The sequence below is a fragment of the Streptomyces mashuensis genome (assembly GCF_014654785.1).
Classification (GTDB): Bacteria; Actinomycetota; Actinomycetes; order Streptomycetales; family Streptomycetaceae; genus Streptomyces; species Streptomyces mashuensis.
This window is the reverse complement of the sequence record NZ_BNBD01000002.1, coordinates 19,552-44,870: the sequence shown is the minus strand read 5'-3', so window position 1 is coordinate 44,870 and position 25,319 is coordinate 19,552. Positions and strand designations below refer to the sequence as shown.

The window sequence follows — 25,319 nt, the reverse complement described above, 5'->3', positions numbered from 1 at the left end:
CGCACAACCCTCCCCACGGCAGCTCTCCCGCACGGCGGGAGGTGACAGGTCGTGACCCCCCTGTCCCTCGCCGAGATCGCCGCAGCCGTCGGCGGACGCCCGTACGACATACCGGACCCCGGCGCCCTCGTCACCGGGCCCGTCGTCATCGACTCCCGTGAGGTGCGCCCCGGCGCCCTCTTCGTGGCCATCGCCGGGGAGCGCGCCGACGGGCACGACTTCGCGGCCGGCGCCGTGGCGTCCGGCGCGGTCGCCGTGCTGGCCACCCGGCCCGTCGGCGTCCCCGCCATCGTGGTCGACGACGTCGTGGCCGCGCTCGGCGCGCTGGCCCGCGCCGTCGTCGGCCGGCTGGGCACCACCGTCGTGGCGCTGACCGGCTCGGCCGGCAAGACCAGCACCAAGGACCTGATGGCCCAGCTGCTCCAGCGGCAGGGCCCCACGGTGTGGACGCCCGGCTCCCTCAACAACGAGATCGGCCTGCCGCTCACCGCGCTCAAGGCCGAGGCCGGCACCCGCCACCTGGTGCTGGAGATGGGCGCCCGCGGCATCGGGCACATCCGCTACCTCACGGAGATCACCCCGCCGCACGTCGGCGTCGTGCTCAACGTGGGCACCGCCCACCTCGGCGAGTTCGGCGGCCGCGAGCAGATCGCGATCGCCAAGGGCGAGCTCGTGGAGGCCCTGCCCGCGGCCGGCGAGGGCGGCATCGCCGTCCTCAACGCCGACGACCCGCTCGTCCGCGCCATGAGCGCGCGCACCAAGGCCCGCGTCGTCTTCTTCGGCGAGGCCGCCGATGCCCACGTACGGGCCGAAAAGGTCCGCCTCGACGACCTCGGCCGGCCCGCCTTCACGCTCCGCACCCCCACCGGGTGCGGCGAAGTGACCATGCGGTTGTACGGTGAGCACCACGTGTCGAACGCGCTTGCCGCCGCCGCCGTCGCCCACGAGCTGGGCATGCCCGCACAGGAGATCGCCGACGCGCTCTCCGGCGCGGGCCAGCTCTCCCGCTGGCGGATGGAGGTCACCGAGCGCGCGGACGGCGTGACGATCGTCAACGACGCCTACAACGCGAACCCCGAATCCATGCGAGCGGCGCTGCGCGCGCTGGCCGCGATGGGCGAAACCGCCCGGGCTAGGGGTGGACGGACGTGGGCAGTACTCGGTCGGATGGCCGAGCTGGGCGAGGAGTCACTCGCCGAGCACGACGCGGTCGGACGGCTGGCCGTCCGGCTCAATGTCGGCAAGCTCGTGGCAGTCGGGGGCAGGGAAGCGGCCTGGTTGCAGATGGGCGCCTATAACGAGGGTTCGTGGGGTGAGGAGTCGGTGCACGTGTCCGACGCGCAGGCGGCGGTCGACCTGTTGCGCAGCGAGCTGCGCCCGGGAGACGTCGTACTGGTGAAGGCGTCCAGGTCGGTGGGGCTGGAGAAGGTGGCCGAGCAGCTGCTCGCGGCCGACGGTGAGGTCGCCGGCTGATGAACCAGATCCTCTTCGCGGGTGTCATCGGTCTGTTCCTGACCCTCATCGGCACCCCGCTGCTGATCAAGTTCCTCGCCCGCAAGGGCTACGGCCAGTTCATCCGCGACGACGGCCCCCGTACCCACGGCAGCAAGAAGGGCACGCCCACGATGGGCGGCATCGCCTTCATCCTGGCGACCCTCATCGCGTACGCCGTCACCAAGGTGATCACCAGCAAGAGCCCGACCACGTCCGGCCTGCTGGTGCTGTTCCTCACCGCCGGCATGGGCCTGGTCGGCTTCCTCGACGACTACATCAAGATCGTCAAACAGCGGAGCCTCGGTCTGCGGGCCAAGGCGAAGATGGCCGGCCAGCTGATCGTCGGCATCGCGTTCGCCGTCCTCGCGCTCCAGTTCGCGGACGTCCGCGGGCAGACCCCGGCCTCCACGCGGCTGTCCTTCACGCAGGACTTCGGCTGGTCCATCGGCCCGGTGCTGTTCGTCGTCTGGGCGCTGTTCATGATCCTGGCGATGTCGAACGGCGTGAACCTCACCGACGGCCTCGACGGCCTGGCCACCGGCGCCTCCGTGATGGTCTTCGGCGCGTACGTCTTCATCGGCACCTGGCAGCACGGCCAGTGGTGCGGCAACTCGGTCACCGCCGGCGCCGCCTGCTACGAGGTGCGCGACCCGCTCGACCTCGCCGTCGTCGCCTCCGCCCTGATGGGCTCCTGCTTCGGCTTCCTGTGGTGGAACACGTCCCCCGCCAAGATCTTCATGGGCGACACCGGCTCCCTCGCCCTGGGCGGCGCGCTGGCCGGCCTGGCGATCTGCTCCCGCACCGAGCTGCTGCTCGCCCTCCTCGGCGGCCTGTTCGTGCTGATCACCATGTCGGTGATCATCCAGGTGGGCTCGTTCCGCCTCACCGGGAAGCGCGTCTTCCGGATGGCCCCGCTCCAGCACCACTTCGAACTCAAGGGGTGGAGCGAGGTCCTGGTCGTGGTCCGCTTCTGGATCATCCAGGGCCTGTGCGTGGCCGTCGGACTCGGAATCTTCTACGCCGGATGGTTGGCCATCAAGTGAGCACCGCAGAGTCCAGCGAGTTCAGCGGCAAGCACATCACCGTCGCCGGCCTCGGCGTGAGCGGCGTCAGCGCCGCCCGCGCCCTGGCCGGCCTCGGCGCGCACGTCACCGTCGTCGACGGCGGCGACAGCCCGAAGCTGCGCGAGCGCGCCGCGGGCCTGGAGGCCGAGGGCGTCACCGTGCGCCTCGGTGACGCGGCCACCCTGCCCGCGGGCACCGGCCTGGTCGTCACCTCGCCCGGCTGGCGCCCCGACAGCGCGCTGTTCGCCGCGGCCGCCGAGGCCGGCGTCGAGGTCGTGGGCGACGTCGAGATCGCCTGGCGGCTGCGCGCCCTCAAGCACGGCAGGGCCGCCACCTGGCTCGCCGTCACCGGCACCAACGGCAAGACCACCACCGTGCGGATGCTGGCCTCCATCCTGAAGGCCGCCGGACTGCGCACCGCCGCCGTCGGCAACATCGGCACGCCGATCATCGACGTGGTGCTCGGCGAGCAGGAGTACGACGTCCTCGCCGTCGAGCTCTCCAGCTACCAGCTGCACTGGGCGCCCTCGCTGCGCGCCCACTCCGGCGCCGTCCTCAACGTCGCCCCCGACCACCTCGACTGGCACGGCTCCCTGCGCGCCTACGCCGCCGACAAGGGCCGGATCTACGAGGGCAACACCGTCGCCTGCGTCTACAACGTCGCCGACCCGGCCACCGAGCGCCTGGTCATGGCGGCCGACGTCGAGGAGGGCTGCCGCGCCATCGGCTTCACCCTCGGCGCTCCCGGCCCGTCCATGCTCGGTGTCGTCGACGGGCTGCTGGTGGACCGCGCCTTCGTGGAGAACCGGCACCAGCAGGCGCAGGAGCTCGCGGAGATCTCCGACATCGCCCCCGAGGCCGGCCCGCCGGCCCCGCACAACATCGCCAATGCGCTCGCCGCGGCCGCCCTGGCCCGCGCCTACGGCGTGCCCGCCACGGCGGTCCGCGAGGGCCTGCGCGCCTTCCGGCCCGAGGCGCACCGCATCGCCCACGTCGCCGACGTCGCCGGGGTGGCGTACGTCGACGACTCCAAGGCCACCAACCCGCACGCCGCCCAGGCGTCGCTGGCCGCCTACGAGCCGGTGGTGTGGATCGCCGGCGGCCTGGCCAAGGGCGCGACCTTCGACGAGCTGGTCGAGGCGTCGGCGAAGCGGCTGCGCGGCGTGGTGCTGATCGGGGCCGAGCGGGCGCTGATCAGGGAAGCCCTCGCGCGACACGCCCCGGATGTCCCGGTGGTGGACCTCGACCGGACCGACACTGGGGCGATGGCCGCGGCGGTCGGCGAGGCGGCGCGGCTGGCCCGCGCGGGGGACACCGTCCTGCTGGCCCCGGCCTGTGCCTCGATGGACATGTTCACCGACTACAACCAGCGTGGCGAGGTCTTCGCCGAGGCGGTACGGGCCCTGGCGGCGGGCCCCGGCACGGACCAGTAGCCGCCGGTCCCTCCGCGGGCCGGCGGCGCGGAGACCAGCGGAGGGGACACCCGGATGCACGCCGACGACAGCGTGGTGCCAGGGCGGCCGCCGGCGGCCGCGTGGACGGCCCTGCGCGGGTCCGCCGCGCGCCCCCGGCCCGTACGGACGCCCCGGCCGCCCGTCCGCGGCGGCACGGGCCGGGCCCGCCCGCCGCGCCGCGGCCCCGGCGGGCTGCGCGGGCTGCACCTGCGCGCCAAGCGCGCCTGGGACCGCCCGCTGACCGCCTACTACCTGGTCCTGGGCGGCTCGCTGCTGATCACTGTGCTGGGCCTGGTGATGGTCTACTCGGCCTCCCAGATCAAGGCCCTGCAGAACGGCCTGGCGCCCAGCTACTTCTTCCGCAAGCAGCTGCTGGCCGCCGCCATCGGCACGGTGCTGCTGCTGGCCGCCGCCCGTACGCCCGTACGGCTGCTGCGCGCGCTGGCCTACCCGCTGCTGGCCGTCTCCGTCTTCCTGCTCTGCCTGGTGCAGGTGCCCGGCATCGGCGAGACCATCAACGGCAACACCAACTGGATCTCGCTCGGCGGCCCCTTCCAGCTCCAGCCCAGCGAGTTCGCCAAGCTGGCGCTGGTGCTGTGGGGCGCGGACCTGCTGGCCCGCAAGCAGTCGAAGAAGCTGCTCACGCAGTGGAAACACCTGCTGGTGCCGCTGGTGCCGGTGACCTTCCTGCTGCTGGGGCTGATCATGCTCGGCGGCGACATGGGCACCACCGTGGTGCTCACCGTGGTGCTGCTGGGGCTGCTGTGGGTGGCGGGCGCCCCCACCCGGCTGTTCGCCGGCGTCTTCGCCGTCACCGCGGCGCTGGCCATGCTCTTCATCAAGACCAGCGCCAACCGCATGTCCCGGCTGGAGTGCATCGGCGCCACCGACCCGGGCGTGAACGACCAGTGCTGGCAGGCCGTGCACGGCATCTACGCGCTGGCCAACGGCGGCTGGTTCGGGGCCGGCCTCGGGGCGAGCGTGGAGAAATGGGGCGAACTGCCCGAACCGCACACCGACTTCATCTTCGCCATCACCGGCGAGGAACTGGGCCTGGCGGGGACGCTGTCGGTGCTCGCCCTGTTCGCGGCTCTAGGCTATGCGGGTATCCGCGTGGCCGGACGCACGGAGGACCCCTTCGTGAGGTACGCCGCGGGAGGTGTGACCACCTGGATCACGGCCCAGGCCGTGGTCAACATCGGTGCGGTGCTCGGCCTGCTGCCGATCGCCGGCGTCCCGCTCCCGCTGTTCTCCTACGGAGGGTCCGCCCTGCTGCCGACCATGTTCGCCATCGGGCTGCTGATCGCCTTCGCGCGCGACGAACCCGGTGCGCGGGCTGCGCTGGCCATGCGGCAGCCTGGGGTGAGATGGAAGACGATGAGACGGCGCGTCAAGAAGCGACCGTCCGGAGAGCGGTGAATTTCGGTGCATGTCGTACTCGCCGGTGGGGGGACCGCCGGCCACATCGAGCCCGCGCTCGCCCTCGCGGACGCCCTGCGCAGGCAGGACCCGACCGTGGGCATCACGGCGCTCGGCACGGAGCGGGGTCTGGAGACCCGCCTGGTGCCCGAGCGGGGCTACGAGCTGGGACTGATCCCCGCCGTCCCGCTGCCCCGCAAGCCCACGCCGGAGCTGATCACCGTCCCCGGCCGGCTGCGGGGCACGATCAAGGCCGCCGAGCAGATCCTGGAGCGCACCAAGGCCGACTGCGTCGTCGGCTTCGGTGGTTACGTGGCCCTGCCCGGCTACCTGGCCGCCAAGCGGCTCGGCGTGCCGATCGTCGTCCACGAGGCCAACGCCCGCCCCGGCCTCGCCAACAAGATCGGCTCGCGGTACGCCTCGGCCGTCGCGGTCTCCACCCCGGACAGCAAGCTGCGCAACGCCCGCTACGTGGGCATCCCGCTGCGCCGGACGATCGCCACCCTGGACCGGGCCGCGGTCCGCGCCGAGGCGCGCGCCGCCTTCGGGCTCGACCCCAACCTGCCGACGCTGCTGGTCTCCGGCGGTTCGCAGGGCGCCCGGCGGCTGAACGAGGTCGTCCAGACCGTCGTCCCGTTCCTCCAGCGCGCCGGCGTCCAGGTGCTGCACGCGGTCGGTCCGAAGAACGAACTGCCGCACGTCGACAACATGCCCGGAATGCCGCCCTATGTCCCGGTATCGTATGTAGACCGGATGGATCTCGCGTACGCCGCGGCCGACATGATGCTCTGCCGCGCGGGCGCGATGACCGTCGCGGAACTGTCCGCCGTCGGCCTCCCGGCCGCCTACGTCCCGCTGCCCATCGGCAACGGCGAGCAGCGGCTCAACGCCCAGCCGGTGGTCAAGGCGGGCGGCGGCCTGCTGGTCGACGACGCCGAGCTGTCCCCGCAGTGGGTGCAGAACAACGTGCTCCCGGTGCTCACCAACCCGCACCGGCTGTACGAGATGTCCCGTGCCGCCGCCGAGTTCGGCCGGCGGGACGCCGACGAGCTGCTGGTCGGCATGGTGTACGAGGCGATTGCCGCACACAGGGCGGGCTGAGCGCCCGTAGAGCAGGAGGCTGGGAGCGTGGCCGGACCGACGACCGCCCGGCGCGGCGGCGAGGGCAAGGGCAGGTCCGGCTCGTCCGGCCGGGCGGGAGCCTCCGGCCCGGCCCGGCCGGGCAAGGGCACGGGCAGGGCCGCCGGTACGGGCAAGGCCGCGGCCACGGGCAAGGGCACCGGCAAAGACGGTGGCAAGGGCAGCGGCAAGGGCAGCGGCAAGGCCAAGGCCGCCGGGCCCGCCCGCCGGCTGCGCCCGGCCCGGCCGGCCCGGCCCGCCTCCCGCACGGGTTTCCGGCGCCGGCTGCTGCTGTGGGCCGTGGCCGGCGCGCTCCTCACGGCGGGCGGCGGCTGGCTGCTCTACGGCTCCTCCTGGCTGCGCGTCACCCGTGTGGAGGTCAGCGGCACGCACGTCCTGACACCCGATGAGGTGCGCGAGGCGGCCGAGGTGCCGCTCGGCGAACCCCTCGTCTCGGTGGACACCGACGCCGTCGAACAGCGGCTGCGCCGCCGGGTGCGGCGGATCCGGTCCGTCGACGTGGTCCGGTCCTGGCCGCACGCGATCGGTCTGGAAGTGACCGAGCGACAGCCCGAAGCCGTCCTCGAAAGGGGCGGAAGGTATATCGAAATCGACACCGCAGGAGTGCGGTTCGCCACAGTCGATCACGCTCCCGCCGGAGTGCCCCGGCTCGTGCTGGAGATGGACGAGACGCCCTCCAACAACCGTTTCGGCCGGGAACGCCTGGAGGCGGAGGCCGCCCGGGTGCTGGGCGACCTCCCGCCGGCGGTGCGCAAGGACACCCGCGCCGTCCGCGTACGCTCGTACGACTCCATCACCGTCGAGCTGACGGGGGGTCGGACCGTGGTCTGGGGCAGTGGCGAACGGGGGGCGGCCAAGGCGCGTACTCTCACCGCGCTGCTGAAGGCCGGCGGGGGCGCCCGGCGCTTCGACGTCAGCGCTCCGGGTGCCCCCGCGGCGTCCGGGAGTTGACGCCGGGACGGCACGGCCAGCACCCTGGTTGGCTACGGCTATGGGTGATCACATAGGGTGAAAAGAAAAACGGGAGGTTCGGCGTGTTCGTTGAAGACGCGCCGCTTGTCGACCTAGTGTCCTGCTTCAGAGAACCCAGGGAACAGTGGCACCGGTAACCCTAAACTTGAACGTTAGGGTTCGGGTCGGCATTGAGAACCGCCCCCAGGCATACGTAACTCGAGGCGAGAGGCCTTCGACGTGGCAGCACCGCAGAACTACCTCGCAGTCATCAAGGTCGTCGGTATCGGCGGCGGTGGCGTCAACGCCATCAACCGGATGATCGAGGTCGGTCTCAAGGGCGTCGAGTTCATCGCGATCAACACCGATGCACAGGCCCTGCTGATGAGCGACGCCGACGTGAAGCTCGACGTCGGCCGTGAGCTCACCCGGGGTCTCGGCGCCGGCGCGAACCCGGACGTCGGCCGCAAGGCCGCCGAGGACCACCGCGAGGAGATCGAGGAGGTCCTCAAGGGGGCCGACATGGTCTTCGTGACCGCGGGCGAGGGCGGCGGCACCGGCACCGGCGGTGCGCCCGTCGTCGCCAACATCGCGCGCTCCCTGGGCGCCCTGACGATCGGTGTGGTGACCCGCCCGTTCACCTTCGAGGGCCGGCGCCGCGCCAACCAGGCCGAGGACGGCATCGCCAGCCTGCGCGACGAGGTCGACACCCTCATCGTCATCCCCAACGACCGGCTGCTGTCCATCTCGGACCGCCAGGTGAGCGTGCTCGACGCGTTCAAGTCCGCGGACCAGGTGCTGCTCTCCGGCGTCCAGGGCATCACCGACCTGATCACCACCCCGGGCCTGATCAACCTCGACTTCGCCGACGTCAAGTCCGTGATGTCCGAGGCCGGCTCGGCCCTCATGGGCATCGGCTCGGCCCGCGGCGACGACCGTGCGGTGGCCGCGGCCGAGATGGCCATCTCCTCGCCGCTGCTGGAGGCGTCCATCGACGGCGCCCGCGGTGTGCTGCTCTCCATCTCCGGCGGCTCCGACCTCGGCCTCTTCGAGATCAACGAGGCCGCGCAGCTCGTCAGCGAGGCCGCCCACCCCGAGGCCAACATCATCTTCGGTGCCGTCATCGACGACGCCCTGGGCGACGAGGTCCGCGTCACCGTCATCGCGGCGGGCTTCGACGGCGGCCAGCCGCCGGCCAAGGGCAGCCGCGACAAGGTCCTCGGCTCCTCCTACGGCTCCGGCCGGGACGAGAGCACCGCCTCCGCCCCGTCCGCCGGCCGCCCGGCGCCCGCCCCGGCCGACCCGCCCCGCCCCGCCTTCGGCGGCCTGGGCAGCGTGACCCCGCGCACCGAGGAGCCCGCGCCGGCCGACCCGGCGCCGGTCGCCGAGGTGCCGCCGCCCCCCTCCGGCCAGCCGCAGGTCCCCGCGCCCACCCGCTACCAGGACTCCACGGCCGAGGAACTGGACGTCCCCGACTTCCTGAAGTAAGTCCTGAAGCAAGCGACCCGCGAGGAACGGTGAGCGGCCCAACAGTGATAGGGCAACAGCACACGGTGCCCACCGTGGAACACGTGGCACACGCGAGCGGCGCGCACTTCGCCTCCACCACCCGGTGGGGCGGAGTGAGCGCCGCTCCGTATGCGGAGCTCAACCTCGGCGGCGCGGTCGGTGACGAACCGTCCGCCGTACGGACGAACCGGGCACGGGCGGCCGGGGCGCTGGGCCTGGACCCGGCGGACGTCGTCTGGATGCACCAGGTGCACGGCGCGGACGTCGCGGTGGTCGACCGTCCGTGGGCGACCGGCGAGGTCCCCCCGGTCGACGCGGTCGTGACGGCCCGTCGGGGCCTGGCCCTCGCGGTGCTCACCGCCGACTGCACCCCGGTGCTGCTGGCCGACCCGGTCGCCGGGATCGTGGGCGCGGCCCACGCCGGCCGGCCCGGCCTGGTCGCCGGGGTCGTCCCCGCGCTGGTCGGCCGGATGACCGAGCTCGGCGCCGAGCCCGGCCGGATGCTCGCCCACATCGGGCCCTCCGTCTGCGGCCTCTGCTATGAGGTGCCCGAGGAGATGCGGGCCGACGTCGCCCGCGCGGTGCCCGAGGCGTGGGCCACCACCCGCGGCGGCACCCCGGCGGTCGACGTGGCGGCCGGCGCCGCGGCCCAGCTGGGCCGCATGGGTGTCGGGGTCGCCTCCCGGTCCGGGATCTGCACCCTCGAATCACCCGACCACTTCTCCTACCGGCGCGAGCGCACCACCGGGCGGCTCGCGAGCTACGTGTGGCTGGACGCATCGTGACGGATCGCAGGACCCAGTTGGCGGACAACCTCGCCCGGGTGGAGGAACGTATCGCCTCGGCCTGCGCGGCAGCCGGCCGGCCGCGCGAGGAGGTGACCCTCATCGTGGTCACCAAGACCTACCCGGCGAGCGACGTCCGCCTCCTCAGCGAGCTGGGCGTCCGTCACGTCGCCGAGAACCGCGACCAGGACGCCGCCCCGAAGGCGGCCGAGTGCACGGATCTGCCCCTCAGCTGGCACTTCGTCGGTCAGTTGCAGACAAACAAGGTGCGCTCGGTGGTGAAATACGCCGACATGGTGCACTCCGTCGACCGGAAGCGACTGGTCACGGCGCTCTCCACGGCGGCCGTCCGGGCCGGCCGGGAGCTCGGCTGCCTCATCCAGGTGGCTCTTGACACGGAGTCGGGTGCGGCGGAGGGAACCACCGGACCCCGTGGCGGCGTCGCCCCCGAGGGGGTGCTCCCCCTGGCCGACGCGCTGGCCGCGGCCGAAGGCCTGCGACCGGCCGGACTGATGACGGTCGCTCCGCTGACCGGCCCGTACGCCGGCCGGCCGGGGGCCGCCTTCGACCGGCTGATGGAAATCGCAACGGACCTGCGCGCGGCCCATCCGACTGCGAACATGGTGTCCGCAGGGATGAGCGCGGACCTCGAGGAGGCCGTCGCGGCCGGTGCGACACATGTACGCGTCGGCTCGGCGGTACTCGGAGTCCGACCCCGGCTCGGGTAACGTCGCCAAGAAGTCGGACCACAGCAGAAAATATGGTCATTCCCGCCACAAGGCGGGCAGACCGCGTGGATCCGGGCGCCGTTGACGGAGCCGATCCACCACAGAGCGGAGGACGCAGAGAATGGCCGGCGCGATGCGCAAGATGGCGGTCTACCTCGGCCTCGTGGAGGACGATGGGTACGACGGCCCGGGGTTCGACCCCGACGACGAGTTCGAGCCCGAGCCGGAGCCCGACCGGCGCCGGCAGCAACACCAGTCACACCAGGCACAACAGACGCAATCGGACGAACCGGTTCGAGTCGCCCAGCCCCCCGCGCAGCGTGAACCCGCTCCGCTGACAGCGGAAACGGGACGACCCGCCCGAATCGCTCCCGTGTCGTCCATCACACCCGAACGCCACTCTCTGGAGAAGAACGCACCGGTGATCATGCCCAAGGTTGTGTCCGAGCGGGAGCCCTACCGCATCACGACGTTGCACCCTCGGACCTACAACGAGGCCCGTACCATCGGGGAACACTTCCGCGAGGGCACCCCGGTGATCATGAATCTCACCGAGATGGACGACACCGACGCCAAGCGGCTGGTGGACTTCGCGGCCGGTCTCGTCTTCGGGCTGCACGGGAGCATCGAGCGGGTGACGCAGAAGGTGTTCCTGCTGTCTCCTGCTAACGTCGATGTCACGGCGGAGGACAAGGCCCGCATCGCAGAGGGTGGGTTCTTCAACCAGAGCTGAGACGCAAGTCCGGGCAATCCGGACAACGGCCAGTCAGGCCGTGGTACGAGCAAGGGGAGAGGGAAGCGCGAGATGGGCATCGCACAGCAGGTGATCTACATCGCGCTGTACGTCTTCCTCATCGTGCTGATTTTCCGTTTGGTGATGGATTACGTCTTCCAGTTCGCCCGCTCGTGGCAACCCGGTAAGGCGATGGTGGTGCTCCTCGAGGCCACCTACACTGTCACTGATCCGCCACTCAAGCTTCTGCGGCGGGTCATCCCGCCGCTGCGTCTCGGGGGCGTGGCGCTAGACCTGTCCTTCTTCGTACTGATGATCATCGTCTACATCCTGATCACCGTCGTGAGCCGGCTGTGAACGCGGCTGTGAACGATACGGTCTTGCCGATTGCCGACGACTACGTTGAGGTGAAGAAGAGATGCCGCTGAGCCCCGAGGACGTGCGGAACAAGCAGTTCACGACCGTCCGTCTCCGAGAAGGCTATGACGAGGACGAGGTCGACGCCTTCCTCGACGAGGTCGAGGCAGAACTGACCCGCCTGCTCCGCGAGAACGAGGACCTGCGCGCCAAGCTGGCCGCCGCCACGCGCGCCGCCGCGCAGAACCAGCAGCAGGCCATGCGCAAGCCGGAGCCCCAGGAACAGCGACCCGGGGCCCCCGTGCCCGCCGCCATATCAGGACCGCAGCCGGTGCCGCCGAACCAGCAGCAGATGGGCGGTCCGCCGCAGCTTCCGGGGGGTGCCCCGCAGCTGCCGGCCGGTCCGGGCGGTCACGGCCACGGTCCCCAGGGCCCGCAGGGCCCCGGTCCGATGGGCCAGAACGGTCCGATGGGTGGTCCGCTGGGCGGACCCATGGGGCAGAACGGACCGATGGGACAGAACCCCATGCAGCAGGGCATGGGTCCGGGCGGCCCCATGGGCGGCCCGCAGCTGCCCCAGCCGGGCCAGGGTCCGGGCGGCGACAGCGCGGCCCGCGTCCTGTCGCTCGCGCAGCAGACGGCCGATCAGGCGATCGCGGAGGCCCGCTCCGAGGCCAACAAGATCGTCGGCGAGGCGCGCAGCCGCGCCGAGGGCCTGGAGCGGGACGCCCGCGCCAAGGCCGACGCCCTGGAGCGGGACGCGCAGGAGAAGCACCGCGTGGCGATGGGCTCGCTGGAGTCCGCGCGCGCCACGCTGGAGCGCAAGGTCGAGGACCTGCGCGGCTTCGAGCGCGAGTACCGCACCCGTCTGAAGTCCTACCTGGAGAGCCAGCTGCGTCAGCTGGAGAACCAGGCGGACGACTCGCTGGCCCCGCCGCGCACCCCGGCCACCGCGTCGCTGCCGCCGGCCCCCTCGATGAGCGGGTCGATGGCCTCGGCCGGTGCCGGCATGGGCGGTCACAGCATGGGCGGCAACCAGTCCATGGGCGGTCACGGCGGTCCGTCGAGTGGCGGTCCCTCGTACGGCGGTCAGCAGCAGATGTCGCCGGCGATGACGCAGCCGATGGCGCCGGTGCGGCCGCAGGGGCAGCAGCCGATGCAGGCTCCGTCCCCGATGCGCGGGTTCCTCATCGACGAGGACGACAACTGACGGCCGACAGGTAGCCGTCGGACATACGGGCCGGGGCCCCTGGATCATCCAGGGGCCCCGGCCCGTTTCCGTACGCCGTACCGTGTCCGGCTCAGCCGGCCGACCCGGAGGTGCGGGGCTCGGGCGCCGGTTCGGTCGCCTGGGCCGTACGGGTGGAGCGGCGGCCGGGGAGCTTGCCCTGGGTGACGGCCAGCACCGCGCCGGACAGCAGGACCACGGCGCCCACCGTCTGGACCACGCCGAACGACTCGCCGAGGAAGAGGGTCGAGCAGAGCGTGCCGAAGACCGGGACCACGAACATCATGATCGAGGCGGAGGACGGGCCGACCGCGCCGATGCCCCGGTAGTAGAAGAGGTAGGCGACGGCCGTCGGGCCGATCGCCACATAGACGACATTCAGCCACACGGACCCGGGCAGCCCGCTCCAGTGGACGTCCGTGGCCTGCGGGGCGGCGTACAGGGCGAGCAGTACCGAGCCGGCCAGGGTGGCGTACGTGGTGGCCTTCAGCGGCTCGATCCCGGCGAGCACCTTGGGCCCCGTCAGGGTGTACGCCGCCCAGCTCACCGCGGCGAGCAGGAAGAGGAAGTCGCCCAGGAGCCGGTCGTGGCCGGAAGAGGTGTCCCCGCCGGCGCCGATGAAGAAGATCACCGCACCGGCGATGCCCAGGCCGAGCCCCGCCAGCCGGGCGGAGGACGCCTTCTCCTTCCGTGTCAGCAGCAGGAACGAGGTGGTGAGGACGGGGCTCATCACGGGGATGATCGTGCTGCCGTCCATGGACGGCGCCAGCGAGAGGCCCCAGAAGAAGAACACGTTGTAGGCGAAGACGCCGAGGAGGCCGGCCGCCGCGGCGCGCGAGGCGTCCCGGGTGGTGGTCTTTCCGCCGCGGCCGAAAAAGGGCAGTGCGACGAGGAGGCAGAGTGCGCCACCGCCGAACCGGAGCACCGCGGCCACTTCGTGCGGGAGGTGCTCGACCACCCCCTTGGAGCTGCTGAAACCGCTTCCCCACAGCACCATCGTGGTGGTGAGAAGGAGATACGGGTTGGTCTTCCCGCTCTCCGCCGCCGCTGTGCCGGACATGTGGTTCTCCTTGCGCATGGGTCGATCCGGGGGTCGGCTCAGTCTGGACGCTGGTGTGTGTGGGGTGCAACGAGCAGTAAGGGAAAGGAGTGGCAAGGGAGATGACTTTGCGTCAGATAGCTGGGCGCGCCTTCTTCCGGTCCACCATGCGGACGCCGTAAGGCAGTCAGCGTCCCGTCCCCTGCAATTCAGGTTGTTTTCCCGCCTGTTGTTCCGCCGCGCTCTGCTGGAGCCGGCCGAGCCGGAGGGCCTTCAGCAGGGGTGTCGTCATCACCGTCGTCACCAGCGCCACGATGGTGAGCATGCTCAGCATCCGCTGGTCGATGACATGGGCCTCGTAGCCGATCTGCAGCACCACCAGCTCGGTCAGCCCGCGCGCGTTGAGCAGGACGCCCAGCGTCAGCGCCGTCCTCGGGGGCAGCCCGGTGAGCCAGGCGCACAGGCCGGGACCGGCGATCTTGGCCACGACGGCGACGAGGAGCAGCGCGCCCAGGGTCAGGACGGTCGCCGTGTCGAGGCCGATCGAGCGGAGGTCGGCCGTCAGCCCGAAGCCCAGGAAGAAGAACGGCAGCAGCACCGTCTTCGACACGGTGGCCAGCGGTGCCGCCGCGGCTGCCGCGCCCCGGTGCCGGGCCGGCCAGACCAGGCCCACGAGCAGTGCGCCGATGAGCTGGTGGATGCCGAGCAGGGCGGTCAGCGTGGCGGTCGCCGCCACGCCGACGACCAGCAGCGTCATCACCGTCGCGGCGCCCGGGCCGCGGCCCGGGCGGTCCGGCCACCGGTTCAGCAGCGCCCGTACCGGGCCGAGGAAGAGTCCGGCCACCGCCAGGGTGCACACGGCGTTGACCAGCAGCTGGGCCGGGTCGCCGCCGTGACTCAGGGCGAGGACCGCGGCCAGCAGCAGCCAGCTGCCGCCGTCGCCCACGGCCGCCGCGAACAGGCTGAGCTGCCCCGGCTCCGTCCGGGTGATGCGCAGGTCGTCCAGGATGCGGGCCAGGACGGGGAACGCGGTGATGCTCAGCGCGCAGCCCAGGAACAGGACGAAGGGGAGCGACCCGGTGTCCCGCCCCGCGTAGCGCCCGGCCAGCGGGACCGCCACCGCGACGCCGGCCGCCATGGGGACCAGTAGCGAGGCGCCGCTGACCAGCAGCGCGCGCTGGGCCGCACCCCGGAGGGGCATGGCGCCGAGCTCCTGCCCCACGCCGAACATGAAGAGCACCAGCCCCGCCTGGGCCAGGCCCTGGAACATCGGGGTGACGGAGGAGGGGAACAGCCAGTGCGCCGTACCCGGGCTCAGGCTGCCGAGCAGGGAGGGGCCGAGGGCGATGCCGGCGGCGATCTCGCCGATGACCCGGGGCTGCCCCAGCCGCGCGGCGAGCGCGCCGGTCAGGTGCGAGGCGCCCAGAACCACGGCAACGCCGAGGAAGAAGTGACCCGTGGTGTCCAGGGTGAAGCCGGCCGGAGCGGCCCGCGCCCCCCGGGACGCGTCGCCGCCGCCGGTCGCGACGACCACCGCGACGATCACCACGGCGGGGAGGGCCACCGTGGCCGCGACCCCTGCCCAAAGCCTTCTGCCTGCGGAAACGGGTCTTCGCGACGGTGCTGCCACAGCGATCAACTCCCCCTGGGCTGACGCGCATTGATGGCCTTGCGCGTTGAGGAGCCAAGCGCACGGCAGGCGGTCATGTCCATGCAGTGTGACGAAGCGCACACTTGAGCGAGTCTCTTCCGGAGTGGCATGTGCGACTGGCAGAGTCCTGACCCGGATCCGATCTTCCCGCCACCCAGGAAGCGCCGGCTCGACGCCGGTCCGCTCCGCTTTCAGGGGGAACTCGCTGACGTGCAGCTTCACTCCACCACCGTCGAAGAAGCCGCCTCCACCACCGATCTCATCACTCTCTTCACGACCTCGGCCCGGGCCGCACCCGACCGCACGGCCCTCACCGCCGACGGAACATCCCTGACTTACAAGCAACTTGACGAATGGTCAGGCGTCTTGGCCGGCGAACTGTCGGCCCGTGGCGTGCAGCGCGGCGACCGCGTCGCCTTACGCATGCCGGCCGGCGCCGAAGCCGTCGTCACCATGCTGGGCATCCTCAAGTCCGGCGCCGCGTACGTCCCCCTGGACGTCCGCAACCCGCCCGAGCGCAACGCCTACGTCCTCGCCGACAGCGGCGCCACACTCGCCGTGGGCGACTTCGCCGAGCTGCCCGCCGGGCTCGGCGCGCTGCCCACCGAGGAGGTCACCGCGCTCCGCGGCCGGCCGCCCGCGGCGGACCCGCCCGCCGGCCGGGGCCCCGGCCCCGGCGACCTCGCGTACGTCATCTACACCTCCGGCACCACCGGCCGCCCCAAGGGGGTTCCCGTACGCCACGGCAACGCGGCCGCGCTGTTCGCGGCCACGCCCGCCGTCTTCGACTTCGGGCCGCAGGACCGGTGGCTGCTGTTCCACTCGATCGCCTTCGACTTCTCCGTCTGGGAGATCTGGGGCGCCTTCACCCACGCCGCCACCCTGGTCGTCCTGGACCACTGGTCGGCCCGCACCCCCGAGCAGTATCTGGCGGTACTCGCGGACGAGGGCGTGACCGTCCTCAGCCAGACGCCCACCGCCTTCACCGCACTCGCCGAGGCGGCGCTGCGCACCGGACGCGACCTGCCGGACCTGCGGTACGTGGTGTTCGGCGGCGAGAAGGTGGTGCCGGCGGCGCTGCGGCCCTGGGCGAAACGATTCGGGCTCGACCACCCCCAGCTGGTGAACGGATACGGGATCACGGAGACCACCGTGTTCACGACGTTCCACCGGATAGGTGAAGAGGACCTGGAGGGGGAGGCGTCCGTGATCGGGGTGCCGCTGCCCGGGTTCCGGATCCGGGTGGTCGACGACGCCGGGGAGGACGTCCCGGACGGCACCGTCGGCGAGCTGTGGCTCGCCGGACCGCAGGTCACCGACGGCTACCTCGGCCGGGAGGAGCTGACCGCCGAGCGCTTCCCGCGCGCCGCGGACCCCGCCGACGGGCGGACCCTGCGCTACTACCGCTCGGGCGACCTGGTCGCGCGGGCGCCCGACGGCAGCCTCCACTACGAGGGCCGCGCCGACCTCCAGGTCAAACTGCGCGGCCACCGCATCGAGCTCAGCGACGTCGAGGCGGCCGTCCGCCGGCACGACGCCGTCGCCGACGCCGTCGTCACCGTCCGCCGGTTCGCCGCCGGCGACGACCGGCTGGTGTGCGCGTACGTCCCGCGCGCCGGCCACGACCCGCAGACCCGGGAGCTGCGCGCCCACGTCAAGGCGCTGCTGCCCTCGTACATGCACCCGGCCCGCTACCTGCGGCTGCCGGACCTACCGATGACCGTCAACGGAAAGGTCGACCGGGCCGCCGTCGCCCGGTCGTGGGAGGAAGGGGTGGAAACCGGATGACGGAGACCACGCACACCGTCGTGGAACCGGCCGAGGCCGAGCGACTGATCGTCGGCTGGGCCGCCGAGATCCTGGAAGAGCCGGAGACCACCGCCGGCGACAACTTCCTCGACCTGGGCGGGCACTCGATGCTCGCCCTGGAGCTCAACCAGCGCGTCCTCGAGAAGTTCGGGGTCGAGTTCGACATGCAGGTCCTCTTCGAGCGCAGCCTCGGCGAGGTGGCCGCCCACGTGGCCGAACGCAGCGTACCCACCGAGTCCCCCCGGCAGAGCGGATGACTGACATGACGACGGCCAGCGAGCGCACCGGTTTCCACCTGAGCGACGCGGAGCTCCAGCAGTGGGAGCGCGACGGCTACCTCGGCCCCTTCAAGGTCTTCGAGCCGGAGGAGATGACGGAACGCTGGAACACCATCCGGCGCCAACTGCCCGACCGCTCCCTCGCCGTGTACCCCGAGGGCGGCAAGGCCGGCAGCATCTCCAACTACGACCGCCACCTCGACATCGACCTGCTCTCCGAGCACATCCTCCGAGCCGAGATCGTCGACCGGGTCGCCTCGATCCTGGGCCCCGACGTGCTCTGCTGGCGCAGCGAGTTCTTCCCCAAGTTCCCCGGCGACGAGGGCACCGACTGGCACCAGGCGGCCACCTTCGCCCACGCCAGCGGCGTGCCGCAGATCGTCTGGCCGCAGGAGGAGGACAGGCCCACCTTCGGCGGCACGGTCACCGCCTGGACGGCGTTCTCCCACTCCACCAAGGAGAACGGCTGCCTCCAGCTGATGCCCGGCACCCACAAGGAAATGAACTACGACGAGTCCAAGGGCATGGAGTACGACGCCGAGGCCCGCAACAACACCGAGAAGGACGGCATCAAGCGCGGCTTCTTCGGCTACGACTACCGCCAGCTCCAGAAGGACCCGAACTGGCGGCCCGACGAGTCCAAGGCGTTCCCGCTGGTGATGAAGCCGGGCGAGTGCGTCCTCTTCTGGTCGACGCTCATGCACGCCTCCCTGCCGCACACCGGCGGCAAGAAGGACTACCGCATGGGCTTCGCCTCCCGCTTCGTGCCCACCAAGGTGCGGATCTACCCCGACACCGACGAGATCATGGAGTACGGCGGCGGCATCTCGCTGGAGCACTACGGCGCCGTGCTGGTGTCCGGCGAGGACACCTACGGGCACAACCGCCTCGTCACCGAGAGCCGGCGCGGCTACCGGTTCACCCCCCGGTCCGCCTGACCCGGGCACCGGAATGTCCGCGCTTCCGCTGGTCCTGCTGCACCACGCGGGCGGATCCGCCGGCGTCTTCGCCCCCTTCGTCAAGGCCCTGCCCGCCGGCATCGAGCCCGTGCCCCTGGAACTCCCGGGGCGCGGCCGCCGGTGGCGGGAGCCGCTGCTGACGACGGTGGACGAGGCCGTCGACGACCTGGTCCGGGCCGTGGCCGGGCTCGATGGCGAGTTCGCCGTGCTCGGCCACAGCCTCGGCGCCTACCTGGGCCTCGCCCTCGCGGCCCGGCTGGAGAACGACGGGGCGGTGCGCTGCACCACCCTGTTCGCCTCCGCCAACGCCGGCCCGGTGGGGGCCCGGCTGCCCTTCGAGGGGTCGCCGCTGGCCACCACCGACGAGGAGATCTTCACCATCGCCGAGGCGTCGGGCGGCACCGTGTCCCGGCAGGTCCGCGACCACCCCGTGCTGCGCGGCCGCACGGCGGACCTGCTGCGCGCCGACTTCTCGCTGTCGGAGACCTTCCTCCGCCACCGGCGGCGCACCGTCACCGAGGCCCGCATCGTCGTCTGCTGCGGCACCGACGACGTCTTCACCCCGGCCCAGCTGGAGCAGTGGCGGTACAACTCGGCGGCCGGCGCCGAGACCGTCCGCTTCCCCGGCGGCCACTTCTACCTCGAACACGAGGGCCCGGCCCTGGCCCGGGCGGTCGCCGAGCGACTGCTCGAGCCGGCACCGGCCGGAGGCATCTGATCCCCGCCTCTCCGGTACGCCGGTGGGCGGCACCCCCATAAGGGATACCGCCCACCGGCCTCTTCGCGTGGTTACGCCTTACGGAGGCGGAAGGCCAGCGACAGGCCCTCGTCCGTGAACGGCTCGCCGTAGGAGCCGTCGCCCTCGCCCTGCGCGAAGTCCACGGCCAGGACCTCGTCCGCGATGAGCCCGGCGTGCTCGGTCAGCGCCGTCACCGTCTCCTCGTCCGTCGCGGACCAGCGCAGCGCGATCCGGTCGGCGACGTCCAGGCCGCTGTTCTTCCGCGCCTCCTGGATGAGCCGGATCGCGTCCCGGGCCAGGCCCGCGCGCCGCAGCTCCGGCGTGATCTCCAGGTCCAGGGCCACCGTGGCACCCGAGTCGGACGCCACCGACCAGCCCTCGCGCGGCGTCTCCGTGATGATCACCTCGTCGGGCGCCAGCGCCACGGTCTCGCCCTCGACGACCACCGAGGCGTTGCCCTCGCGCAGCGCCAGCGACAGCGCGGCGGCGTCGGCGGCCGCAATGGCCTTGGCCACCGCCTGCACGCCCTTGCCGAAGCGCTTGCCCAGCGCACGGAAGTTCGCCTTCGCCGTGGTGTCCACCAGCGAACCGCCCACCTCCGACAGCGAGGCCAGCGACGAGACATTCAGCTCCTCGGCGATCTGCGCCCGCAGCTCCTCGCCCAGCGCCTCGAAACCGGACGCCGCGACCAGCGCGCGGGACAGCGGCTGACGCGTCTTGACGCCCGACTCGGCCCGCGTGGCGCGGCCCAGCTCGACCAGCCGCCGCACCAGCACCATCTGCCGCGACAGCTCGGGGTCGGTCAGTGCCTTGTCGGCCACCGGCCACGAGGCCAGGTGCACCGACTCCGGCGCCTGCGGGTCGACCGGCACGACCAGGTCCTGCCACACCCGCTCGGTGATGAACGGCACCAGCGGCGCCATCAGCCGCGTCACCGTCTCGATGACCTCGTGCAGCGTGCGCAGCGCGGCCGCGTCGCCCTGCCAGAACCGGCGGCGCGAACGCCGCACGTACCAGTTGGACAGGTCGTCGACGAAGGCCGACAGCAGCTTGCCGGCGCGCTGCGTGTCGTACGCCTCCAGGGCCTGCGTGACCTGGTCGGTGAGCGTGTTGAGCTCGCCGAGCAGCCAGCGGTCGATCAGCGGCCGGTCCGCCGGCGCCGGATCGCCCGCGCCGGGCGCCCAGCCGGACGTACGCGCGTACAGCGCCTGGAAGGCGACGGTGTTCCAGTAGGTGAGCAGCGTCTTGCGCACCACCTCCTGGATCGTGCCGTGGCCGACGCGGCGCGCCGCCCAGGGGGAGCCGCCGGCCGCCATGAACCAGCGGACGGCGTCCGCGCCGTGCTGGTCCATCAGCGGGATGGGCTGGAGGATGTTGCCCAGGTGCTTGGACATCTTCCGGCCGTCCTCGGCCAGGATGTGACCGAGGCAGACCACGTTCTCGTACGACGACTTGTCGAAGACGAGCGTGCCGACCGCCATCAGGGTGTAGAACCAGCCACGCGTCTGGTCGATGGCCTCGGAGATGAACTGCGCCGGGTAGCGCTGCTCGAACAGCTCCTTGTTCTTGTACGGGTAGCCGTACTGGGCGAAGGGCATCGACCCGGAGTCGTACCAGGCGTCGATGACCTCGGGCACACGCACGGCGGTGTGGTCGCAACCGCCGGTGGTGCACGGGAAGGTCACATCGTCGATGAAGGGCCGGTGGGGATCGAGCCCGCTCTGGTCGGCGCCGGTGAGCTCGGAGAGCTCGGCGAGGGAGCCGACGCAGGTGAGGTGGCCCTCCTCGCAGCGCCAGATGGGCAGCGGGGTGCCCCAGTAGCGGTTGCGGGAGAGGGCCCAGTCGATGTTGTTGTTCAGCCAGTCGCCGAAGCGGCCGTGCTTGACCGACTCGGGGAACCAGTTGGTCTTCTCGTTCTCCTCCAGCAGCCGGTCCTTCACCGCGGTGGTGCGGATGTACCAGGACGGCTGTGCGTAGTAGAGGAGCGCGGTGTGGCAGCGCCAGCAGTGCGGGTAGCTGTGCACGTACGACTCGTGGCGGAACAGCAGGCCGCGCTCGGCGAGGTCCTTCAGGACCGTCTCGTCGGCCTTCTTGAAGAACTGCCCGCCGACGAGGTCCAGGGACTCGTCGAAGGTGCCGTCCGGGCGGACCGGGTTGACCACCGGCATGCCGTACGCCTTGCAGATCTTGAAGTCGTCCTCACCGAAGGCCGGGTTGGTGTGCACCAGACCCGTACCGTCCTCGGTGGTGACGTAGTCGGCGTTGACGACGTAGTGCGCGCCCTCCAGCGGCACCAGGTCGAACGGCGGCCGGTACGTCCAGCGCTCCATCTCGCGGCCGGTGAACGTCTGCCCGGTGGCCGTCCAGCCCTCGCCGAGGGCCTTCTCCACGAGGGCCTCGGCCACGACGATCTTCTCGCTGCCGTCGGTGGCGACGGTGTAGACGACGTCGGGCCCGGCCGCCACGGCCGTGTTCGACACCAGCGTCCACGGGGTGGTCGTCCACGCCAGCAGCGACGCCTCGCCGGCGAGGGGGCCGGAGGTCAGCGGGAAGCGGACGAAGACGGAGGGGTCGGCGACCGTCTCGTAGCCCTGGGCCAGCTCGTGGTCGGACAGACCGGTGCCGCAGCGGGGGCACCACGGGGCGACGCGGTGGTCCTGCACGAGCAGGCCCTTGTCGAAGATCTGCTTCAGCGACCACCAGACGGACTGGACGTAGTCCGGGTCCATGGTGCGGTACGCGTCGTCCAGGTCGACCCAGTAGCCCATGCGGGTGGTGAGCTCGGCGAACGCGTCGGTGTGCCGGGTGACGGACTCGCGGCACTTGGCGTTGAACTCGGCGATGCCGTACGCCTCGATGTCCTGCTTGCCGGAGAAGCCGAGCTCCTTCTCGACGGCGAGCTCCACGGGCAGGCCGTGGCAGTCCCAGCCGGCCTTGCGGGCGACGTGGTAGCCCTGCATGGTGCGGAAACGGGGGAAGACGTCCTTGAAGACGCGGGCCTCGATGTGGTGGGCGCCGGGCATGCCGTTCGCCGTGGGCGGGCCCTCGTAGAACACCCACTCGGGGGAGCCCTCGGACTTCTCCAGCGTGCGCTCGAACGTCTTGTGCTCCCGCCAGAACTCGAGCACGGCGTGCTCCAGGGCTGGCAGGTCCACCTGGGCGGGTACCTGGCGGTACTGCGTCATCGGCTCCTCCGGCGGGACGTGGTGCGGTGTCCGTCTCCGGAGGGACGAGAGCGCCGCTCTGCGCTGCGGCTCCCGCGGTACCACCCTCCTTGACCGCAGACGCTGTCGCGCCGACGGCCCCCTCATTGGGTTCGCGGCCGGTTCTACTCACCCGTGGGCTTTCTTCCGGCGGCTCCGGGCTGATCTTCACTCACGCGCACACCCCCGGGCTCACACCGTCCCCGGGTCGCTCACGGCTGCGTACGGAGCTACTCGTCCCTTCCACGCCTTTCGCTGCGCCCAGTGTACGGGGCCGGGACGCCGCCGGCCGACCGAATAGACGTGGAGGGGAGGGGGGAGACCGGCGTGCCCCGTTGCCGCGTGGTCTGTGCCGATTTATCGTTCCCGCACGATGTGCGCGCAAGATCATAAAATGTGAAGGGAACGCGCCCGTGGCGGAAAAACCGGCGAAGAGGCCGACGGCGCGGGGGCCCGCCGCTGCGGCCAAGAAGGCCGCCGGTGCGCGGGCGGCCAAGGCGTCGGCGGAGCCGACAGCCGCGAAGAAAGCCGCCCCGGCACCGCGCACCGCAAAGGCGCCCGCCGGCGGGGCCCGCGCGGCCGCGAAGAAGGCCGCGCCCAAGCGCGCCGCCGGGGCGGGGCCGGCGCCGGCGAAAAAGACGGCTGCCAAGGCCGCCGTACCGGCGAAGAAGGCACCGGCGAAGGCCGCCCCGGCCAAGCGGGACGCCACGGCGCCAGCGTCCAGGAAGGCGGCCGCCGCCCGCGCAGAGGAGGCGCCTCCCGCACCCGCGAAGAAGGCTTCCGCCAAGAAGACGACCGCCGGCACCCACGCCGACGAGGCGCCTCCGGCCCCCACGAAGAGAGCCGCCGCCAAGGCGGGGCCGGCCCCTGCGAAGAAGGCGGCTGCCAAGCGGGCTGCTCCGGCGAAGAAGACCCCCGCCAAGCGTGGCGCGGCCAAGGCGCGGGCCGGCGCGGCCGCCAAGCGCGCCGCAGCCACTGGGGCCGCCGCCGCGAAGAAGACGGCCACCAAGCGGGCCGCCCTGGCCGCTGCCGCCGAGGCTGGCGCCGGCCCTCGCGCCGATGAAGCGCCGCCCACCCCTGCGAAGAAGGCCCCTGCCAAGCGCAGCGCCGCCAAGGCGCCGGCCGGCGTGGACGCCAAGCGCGCCGCCGCCGCTGGCCCTCGCGCCGCCGAGGCGCCGCCCGCCCCCGTGAAGAAGGCCGCTGCCAAGCGCAGCACTGCCAAGAAGTCGGCCGACGTGAGCGCCGGGCCCGCCGCCGCGAAGAGGACGGCCGCCAAGCGCAGCACCGCCAAGGCGTCGGCCGGCGCGGGCGCCAAGCACGCCGCAGCCACCGGGGCTGCCGCCGGCCCCCGCGCCGACGAAACGCCCCCCGCCCCCGTCAAGCGCAGCGCCGCCAAGGCGTCAGCCGACGTGAGCGCCGAACCTGCACCCGCAGCGGAAGCCGCCGCCGACGCCCGGGCCGCCGAGGCGCCCCCCGCCCCCGCGAGGAAGGCCGCCGCCAAGCGCAGCGCCGCCAAGGCGTCGGCCGGCGTGGACGCCAAGCGCGTCGCAGCCACCGGGGCCGCCGCCCCCGCCAAGAAGGCCGCCGCCGGCCCCCGCGCCGACGAAGCGCCCGCCGCCCCCGTCAAGCGCAGCGCCGCCAAGGCGCCGGTCGACGTGAGCGCCGAGCTTGCCCCCGCAGCGGAGGGCGCAGCCGCCGCCGAGGCGCCGCCCGCCCCCGTGAAGAAGGCCCCCGCCAAGCGCCGCACCGCCAAGGCGCCGGCCGACGTGAACGCCGAGCCCGTCCCAGCCGCCGAAGCCGCCGCCCCCCGCGCCGCCGAGGCGCCCCCCGCCCCCGCCAAGCGTTCCGCGCCCTCCGCCCCCGCCAAGCGGGCTGCTGCCAAGCGTCGTACCGCCAAGGCCGCCGCCGAGGCGCAGGCCCGGTCCGATGCTGCCGCGGAGGCGCAAGGCCGGTCCAGTGGTGCCGTCGGTGGGGAAGCGCAGTCCGTTCCCGGTGAGGGGGCTTCCACCTCCGGTGTCGTCGAGCCCGTGCCCGCCGTGCAGCGCCCCGCTCGGCCCGCCTCCGTGCGGAAGGGAGCCGCCGCCTCCGCCCCCACCCCCAGCGCCGATGCCCCCTCCCTGGCCGAAAACGCCGGTCCCGTCGGACCCAGTGCCGGTGCGTCGGCCAAAAGGGGTGGGGGGGCGGGGAAAGGGCGTTCCGCGGGGAAGACTGCCTCGGTGGCGGCGTCCGCGGCCGCGCCCGACGCATCACGTGACGAGACGGGAGCCCAGACCGTGGCTGCTAAGAAGACGATGGGGAAGGTGCCGGGCGCCCGCACGGCCGCTGCCGAGGCCGGGGCGCTGGCCGTGCGGCCGGGGGAGGAGCCGTGGTCACCGGCCGAGGTGGCCGGGGCGCGGGACGCGCTTCGCGCGGAGGCGGAGCGGCTGCGGGCCGAGATCGCCGCTTCCGATGCCGCGATCAGCGGGCTGATGCGCGACTCGGGCGACGGCGCCGGCGACGACCAGGCGGACACCGGGACGAAGAACATCACCCGGGAGCACGAGCTCGCCCTGGCCCACAACGCACGCGGCATGCTGCACCAGACGGAGCGCGCGCTGGAGCGCATCGAGGCGGGCACGTACGGCCTGTGCGAGAACTGCGGCAAACCCATCGGCAAGGCCCGGATGCAGGCGTTCCCTCGCGCCACCCTGTGCGTGGAGTGCAAGCAGCGGCAGGAACGCCGCTGACCCGTCCCCCGTCGCGTGCCGTACCCTGCCAGCAAGCAGAGCGGCACGACTCA

General features: G+C 72.4%; 20 protein-coding genes. 17 read left to right on the top strand and 3 right to left on the bottom strand.

Annotated features, from left to right (window positions below; genetic code table 11):
- Window positions 1-51: 51 nt before the first annotated feature.
- The 12 genes from IE305_RS05350 to IE305_RS05295 all read left to right on the top strand — a co-directional run bounded on the left by IE305_RS05350 (window position 52) and on the right by IE305_RS05295 (window position 12,844).
- Window positions 52-1,473 carry a UDP-N-acetylmuramoyl-tripeptide--D-alanyl-D-alanine ligase gene (locus IE305_RS05350; RefSeq protein ID WP_190128268.1) on the top strand — a complete coding sequence of 474 codons (1,422 nt, stop codon included), beginning with the start codon at window positions 52-54 and terminating at the stop codon, window positions 1,471-1,473.
- Window positions 1,473-2,537, top strand: a complete 1,065-nt coding sequence (gene mraY, locus IE305_RS05345; RefSeq protein WP_190128267.1) for a phospho-N-acetylmuramoyl-pentapeptide-transferase — start codon at window positions 1,473-1,475, stop codon at window positions 2,535-2,537. Before IE305_RS05350 ends, mraY begins: the two co-directional genes overlap by 1 nt.
- Window positions 2,534-3,991, top strand: coding sequence for a UDP-N-acetylmuramoyl-L-alanine--D-glutamate ligase (gene murD, locus IE305_RS05340; protein ID WP_373311521.1), 1,458 nt, complete (start codon window positions 2,534-2,536; stop codon window positions 3,989-3,991). Before mraY ends, murD begins: the two co-directional genes overlap by 4 nt.
- A 54-nt stretch (window positions 3,992-4,045) precedes the next feature.
- Window positions 4,046-5,431, top strand: coding sequence for a putative lipid II flippase FtsW (ftsW, locus tag IE305_RS05335; RefSeq protein ID WP_190128265.1), 1,386 nt, complete (start codon window positions 4,046-4,048; stop codon window positions 5,429-5,431).
- Between the two features lie 6 nt (window positions 5,432-5,437).
- Window positions 5,438-6,532: an undecaprenyldiphospho-muramoylpentapeptide beta-N-acetylglucosaminyltransferase gene (gene murG / locus IE305_RS05330; RefSeq protein ID WP_190128264.1), complete on the top strand. Its 1,095-nt coding sequence runs from the start codon at window positions 5,438-5,440 to the stop codon at window positions 6,530-6,532.
- A gap of 249 nt (window positions 6,533-6,781) precedes the next feature.
- Window positions 6,782-7,522 carry a cell division protein FtsQ/DivIB gene (locus IE305_RS05325; protein ID WP_229890718.1) on the top strand — a complete coding sequence of 247 codons (741 nt, stop codon included), beginning with the start codon at window positions 6,782-6,784 and terminating at the stop codon, window positions 7,520-7,522.
- A gap of 240 nt (window positions 7,523-7,762) precedes the next feature.
- On the top strand, window positions 7,763-9,010 hold the full coding sequence (ftsZ, locus tag IE305_RS05320) for a cell division protein FtsZ (protein WP_190128262.1): 1,248 nt from the start codon (window positions 7,763-7,765) through the stop codon (window positions 9,008-9,010).
- A gap of 44 nt (window positions 9,011-9,054) precedes the next feature.
- Complete coding sequence (gene pgeF / locus IE305_RS05315; protein ID WP_373311543.1) at window positions 9,055-9,816, top strand: peptidoglycan editing factor PgeF; 762 nt, start codon at window positions 9,055-9,057, stop codon at window positions 9,814-9,816.
- Window positions 9,813-10,544, top strand: coding sequence for a YggS family pyridoxal phosphate-dependent enzyme (locus IE305_RS05310; RefSeq protein ID WP_190128260.1), 732 nt, complete (start codon window positions 9,813-9,815; stop codon window positions 10,542-10,544). Before pgeF ends, IE305_RS05310 begins: the two co-directional genes overlap by 4 nt.
- 121 nt (window positions 10,545-10,665) lie before the next feature.
- Window positions 10,666-11,277: a cell division protein SepF gene (locus tag IE305_RS05305; RefSeq protein WP_190128259.1), complete on the top strand. Its 612-nt coding sequence runs from the start codon at window positions 10,666-10,668 to the stop codon at window positions 11,275-11,277.
- Window positions 11,278-11,349: 72 nt separating this feature from the next.
- A complete protein-coding gene (locus IE305_RS05300) occupies window positions 11,350-11,634 on the top strand; it encodes a YggT family protein (protein WP_190128258.1) in 285 nt (94 codons plus the stop codon).
- A gap of 61 nt (window positions 11,635-11,695) precedes the next feature.
- Window positions 11,696-12,844: a DivIVA domain-containing protein gene (locus IE305_RS05295; protein WP_190128257.1), complete on the top strand. Its 1,149-nt coding sequence runs from the start codon at window positions 11,696-11,698 to the stop codon at window positions 12,842-12,844.
- A gap of 91 nt (window positions 12,845-12,935) precedes the next feature.
- On the opposite strand, the gene IE305_RS05290 is transcribed toward IE305_RS05295, so the two are convergent.
- Together IE305_RS05290 and IE305_RS05285 are read right to left on the bottom strand one after the other, a co-directional pair.
- The gene (locus IE305_RS05290) at window positions 12,936-13,922 is read right to left on the bottom strand and encodes a DMT family transporter (protein ID WP_190128256.1); all 987 of its coding nucleotides are present in this window, start codon (window positions 13,920-13,922) and stop codon (window positions 12,936-12,938) included.
- A gap of 166 nt (window positions 13,923-14,088) precedes the next feature.
- On the bottom strand, window positions 14,089-15,465 hold the full coding sequence (locus IE305_RS05285) for a cation:proton antiporter domain-containing protein (protein WP_190128255.1): 1,377 nt from the start codon (window positions 15,463-15,465) through the stop codon (window positions 14,089-14,091).
- A gap of 297 nt (window positions 15,466-15,762) precedes the next feature.
- On the opposite strand from IE305_RS05285, the gene IE305_RS05280 reads away from it, so the two are divergent.
- Genes IE305_RS05280 through IE305_RS05265 form a run of 4 tightly spaced genes read left to right on the top strand, consistent with a single transcriptional unit; the run spans window position 15,763 to window position 19,316 of the window.
- Entirely contained in the window at window positions 15,763-17,340 is a 1,578-nt protein-coding gene (locus IE305_RS05280) for an amino acid adenylation domain-containing protein (protein WP_229890607.1), read from the top strand.
- Window positions 17,337-17,618, top strand: a complete 282-nt coding sequence (locus IE305_RS05275) for an acyl carrier protein (protein WP_190128253.1) — start codon at window positions 17,337-17,339, stop codon at window positions 17,616-17,618. Before IE305_RS05280 ends, IE305_RS05275 begins: the two co-directional genes overlap by 4 nt.
- 5 nt (window positions 17,619-17,623) lie before the next feature.
- Entirely contained in the window at window positions 17,624-18,577 is a 954-nt protein-coding gene (locus IE305_RS05270; protein WP_190128252.1) for a chlorinating enzyme, read from the top strand.
- 13 nt (window positions 18,578-18,590) lie between these two features.
- A complete protein-coding gene (locus IE305_RS05265; RefSeq protein WP_190128251.1) occupies window positions 18,591-19,316 on the top strand; it encodes a thioesterase II family protein in 726 nt (241 codons plus the stop codon).
- Between the two features lie 71 nt (window positions 19,317-19,387).
- On the opposite strand, the gene ileS is transcribed toward IE305_RS05265, so the two are convergent.
- Window positions 19,388-22,522, bottom strand: a complete 3,135-nt coding sequence (gene ileS, locus IE305_RS05260) for an isoleucine--tRNA ligase (RefSeq protein WP_190128250.1) — start codon at window positions 22,520-22,522, stop codon at window positions 19,388-19,390.
- Window positions 22,523-22,953: 431 nt separating this feature from the next.
- On the opposite strand from ileS, the gene IE305_RS33425 reads away from it, so the two are divergent.
- The gene (locus IE305_RS33425; protein WP_268255858.1) at window positions 22,954-25,266 is read left to right on the top strand and encodes a TraR/DksA family transcriptional regulator; all 2,313 of its coding nucleotides are present in this window, start codon (window positions 22,954-22,956) and stop codon (window positions 25,264-25,266) included.
- Window positions 25,267-25,319: the final 53 nt, after the last annotated feature.